The following is a 3,697-nucleotide window of genomic DNA, read 5'->3' as shown; positions in this document are numbered from 1 at the left end:
GCTCTCCGCAGCGGTCACGGCCGGGCTCGGCGCCTGCTGCGCCGCCCTGCTGCCCCGATGGTGGTTCCGTACCCACCGCTGGGAGGTCACCGAGGACGCCGTCTACGTCCGTACCGGACTCTTCCTCCAGGAGTGGCGGATCGCGCCGATGTCGCGCATCCAGACCGTCGACACCGTCCGGGGCCCGCTGGAACAGTTCTTCGGACTCGCCACCCTCACCGTCACCACCGCTTCCGCCAAGGGAGCGGTACGGATCGCGGGGCTCGGGCACGAACCCGCAGCCGCGCTCGCCGAACGGCTGACCCGGATCACCCGGGACACCCCCGGCGACGCCACATGACCACCGTGAATCCTTCGGACACCCCCGCCGACGACGGATGGCGCCGCCTGGACCCCCGTACCGCCCTGGTCACCGCGGTACTCACGGCCGGGGTGGTGGTGGGCACCGCCGTCCCGATGGCCATGGGGTTCCTCGGCCACTTCGGCGCCGCCCGGGCCGGACTCTGGACGGCCGCCGGAGCCGTCCTGCTGACCGGCTGCGCCGTCCTCGTGGACCACGTCCGCTGGCGCCGGACCCGCTACCGGATCGGCATCGCACATGTCGACCTCCACTCCGGGCTGCTGCTGGTGCGACGCCGCTCGCTCGCCCTCGACCGCGTCCGCACCGTCGACCTCACCGCCCGCCCACTGCTGCGGGTCCTCGGCCTGGTCACCGTACGGATCGGTACCGGCGAGCACCGGGACGGCGAATCGACCCTGCGACTCGACCCCGTCACCCGCGCCGAGGGCGAACGCCTGCGCCGGCTGCTGCTGGCGCGCGGGGCGGTGCGCGACGGCGACGGCGCCGCCGGGGAACGCGACGGAGAGCTGGCCGTCCTCGATCTCCGCTGGATCCGCTACGCCCCGGTCTCCTTCGTCGCCCCGATGCTCGGCGGCGCCGCGGCCGGCGGGGTGATGCAGATGAGCGAGTGGGCCGGCGCGCAGGGCGACGTCGTCCACTGGACCGTCGAGCTCTTCCGCGCCCTCCCGCTGTTCTGGACACTCGCGGTCCTCTTCGCGGCGGCCCTCCTCACGGGCGCGGCCGGGGCCCTCGGGCTCTGGACCGAGATGTGGTGGAACTACCGCCTGGAGCGCGAGCCGGGCGGCACCCTGCGGGTCCGCCGGGGCCTGCTGACCTCGCGTTCCACCACCGTCGAGGAGGCCCGGCTGCGCGGCGCCGAGCTGGTGGAGCCGCTGGGCGTCCGGCTGTTCGGGGCCGCCCGGGTGGACGCGATCACCACCGGGCTGGCCGACGACGAGGAGGCCAAGGAGGCGAGCCACCGCACCCTGTTGCCCGCCGTGCCCCGGCCGGAGGCGGAGCGGATCGTGGCGGCCGTGCTCCGCGAGGGGTCCGCCCCGACCGCAGCACCCCTGACCGGACACCCGCGCGCCGCCCGGGGCCGCCGGCTGAGGCGCGCCCTCGCGGTGGCACTGGCCCCGGTGGTACTCCTGGCCGGGCTCGGGGCCCTGCTGACGCCCGTCCTGCTGTGGACCGCGCTGGGCTGCGCGGCGGTCGGCGTACCGCTCGCGGTGTCGCTCGCCCTGGACGCGTACCGGAACCTCGGCCACGCCCTGACCGGCCGCCACCTGGTCACCCGCTCCGGCACCGTACGGCGCTCGACGGCGGCCCTGGAGCGGTCCGGGGTGATCGGCTGGACGGTGCGGCAGTCGTACTTCCAACGGCGGGCGGGCCTGCTGGACATCACGGCCACCACGGCCGCCGGCACGGGCGCCTACGCGGTGTACGACACCGGGGCGGGTGAGGGGCTCGCCTTCGCCTCCGAGGCCGTACCGGGGCTGCTGGCGCCGTTCCTGGAGTGGGAGGAGGGCGACCGCCGGGGCCGGGACTCCGCGCCGGTCGGACGCCCCCGTAGGACCGCCGGAACACGCGGGCCCGTCGGCTGATCCGGCCGTGAAGCACGGCGGATCAGCCGTGCGGACCCGGCCCTTCGCCTTGCCCGGTACTCTCACGGACGCCGGGCCGGCCCGGCACCAAGGGTCGGCCGACCATGACGCCGGGTGGACTCGGTGCGTCGTACGGAGTGGAGAACACCATGCCTCGATGGTTCGTTCTGAAGACCAGTGGCGAAACGCCGCACTTCGAGCAGAGGATTCATCAGGAATTCGGAGGGGACGAGGCGGAAGCCCTGGCCCAACTGCTGGACAGCGTCGACAACTTCGCGAAGGCGCACACCGAAAAGGGCCGGCTGCGTCAGCGCAGGGAGGTCGGCCGCGTCTCCGACCGGAGCTACTTCGTGCGCGTGCACAACCGTATGCGTGTCGAGCAGGCCCGCTTCACCCTCGTCGAAGTCGTGGCCGACACGCACGACGATGCCCTTCCCGACCGGGTGAGCGGCGGGCCCGGGGCGGTGCCGGTCCCGGGCTCGTGAGGTCCCGGGTGCGTCCGGGGCGGCGTGGCCTCAGCCGTGCGTGGTGTCGATGACGCAGAAGCGGTTGCCCTCGGTGTCGGCGAGCACCACGAAGTCCGGGTCCGGCGGGTAGTGCGGCCAGTCCACCCGGGAGGCGCCGAGGCCCAGCAGGCGGGCCACCTCCCCGTCCTGGTCCTCGGTGTAGACGTCGAGGTGGACGCGCGGCACCTCCTGGACGGGGCTGTCGGGGCCGCTCCGGCCGAGGGAGAGGCCCACGCCGTGGCCCTCGGCCGGAACCAGGACCACCCAGTCCTCCTTTGCGGGTTCGCGCTCCATGTAGGCGAGCGCGGCCTTCCAGAACGCCGCGGCCCGACGGACGTCGGACGCTCCCATCACCACGGTGCCGATGCGTGTTTTCGTCATGCGGGCAAGCCTGTCACGCCCGTGGAAAGGGAGAGGACGCTCTCTGTACCGTCACCCGTGTCCGAGAGGGGACGGGGCCCGCGACGCGTTGCCCTTCCCGCACACGCCGAGAAGCACGGGCAGGGCCGGACGCCGGGCCAAGGCCGCCCCTACGGCCCGGCGGTGGGGGCGGGGCCCCACCGACTCCCCTTTGACCACGATCTGTTGGAAGGGCACGACATGCTCCCGAGTGACCCGATCCGGATGCTCCTGCTGGAACACGACGATCCCGGCAACCTGGAACGCCCCGCGGACTTCGACCTGGAGGCGGCGGGGACCCGCTTCACCCGGCTGGTGAGGGCCTTCGAGGAACGGTTCGGCCCGTCCTGCTCAACCGGCCTGGGCCAGGACGCCAGTTTCTACGGCGTCATCGACGTTCCGGCAGACACGACGGGTCTCGGCCGGCCCCTGCACGCCATGATGAGCAACTTCGGCGGCTATTTCGTCACCGCCCGAGTCGAGGACGGCGAAGGCCTCCCCGGCGGCAGCGAGGGGCTGACCGAGGAGCTCACGACGTGGCTCAACGGCGTCTGTACGGTCATGGGCTGCACCTTCGTCCCGGACGGACTGCTCCGTGAGCCGTACCGAGGACCCTCGCGCCTGCCGGCGGCGGCGGACGTGGAGCTGGCCGCGGTGCTCGTGGCCGCGGAAGTGGCCGAAGAGGAAGAGGGCGAGGACGAGGGGGAGTCGGGAAAGGCGGACTGGTACGACCGGTACTTCGAGTACATGTGAGACGTCCGGCGCCGCCCCACGCGGGCGGACGCGCGCCCGCGCCCGCCGCATCCGCCACGGCAAGAGGCCCGCTCCCGCTCGTGACGAGCGGGAGC

At 73.5% G+C, this 3,697-nt stretch carries 5 protein-coding genes; 4 read left to right on the top strand and 1 reads right to left on the bottom strand.

Annotation, left to right across the window (positions count from 1 at the left end; translation table 11 throughout):
- The 3 genes from ACFWEP_RS32985 to ACFWEP_RS32975 all read left to right on the top strand — a co-directional run.
- A partial coding sequence (locus ACFWEP_RS32985) for a PH domain-containing protein (protein ID WP_387375728.1) occupies positions 1-340 on the top strand: 340 nt, incomplete at its 5' end.
- Complete coding sequence (locus ACFWEP_RS32980) at positions 337-1,944, top strand: PH domain-containing protein (RefSeq protein WP_387375726.1); 1,608 nt, start codon at positions 337-339, stop codon at positions 1,942-1,944. The genes ACFWEP_RS32985 and ACFWEP_RS32980, both read left to right, overlap by 4 nt.
- Positions 1,945-2,093: 149 nt before the next feature.
- The gene (locus ACFWEP_RS32975; protein WP_387375724.1) at positions 2,094-2,429 is read left to right on the top strand and encodes a hypothetical protein; all 336 of its coding nucleotides are present in this window, start codon (positions 2,094-2,096) and stop codon (positions 2,427-2,429) included.
- Between the two features lie 30 nt (positions 2,430-2,459).
- Here the strand turns inward: ACFWEP_RS32975 and ACFWEP_RS32970 are convergent, their stop codons facing one another.
- Positions 2,460-2,831 (bottom strand): VOC family protein, encoded by a 372-nt coding sequence (locus ACFWEP_RS32970; RefSeq protein ID WP_387375722.1) that lies wholly within the window; start codon positions 2,829-2,831, stop codon positions 2,460-2,462.
- 219 nt (positions 2,832-3,050) lie between these two features.
- Between ACFWEP_RS32970 and ACFWEP_RS32965 the strand changes: the two genes are divergently transcribed.
- Positions 3,051-3,602, top strand: coding sequence for a hypothetical protein (locus ACFWEP_RS32965; RefSeq protein ID WP_387375720.1), 552 nt, complete (start codon positions 3,051-3,053; stop codon positions 3,600-3,602).
- Positions 3,603-3,697 lie beyond the last annotated feature (95 nt).

Origin of the sequence: Streptomyces sp. NPDC060198, assembly GCF_042728415.1 — a bacterium.
Classification (GTDB): domain Bacteria; phylum Actinomycetota; class Actinomycetes; order Streptomycetales; family Streptomycetaceae; genus Streptomyces.
Note: the sequence above shows the minus strand (reverse complement) of the source record. Positions and strands in the feature narration are given on the sequence as shown.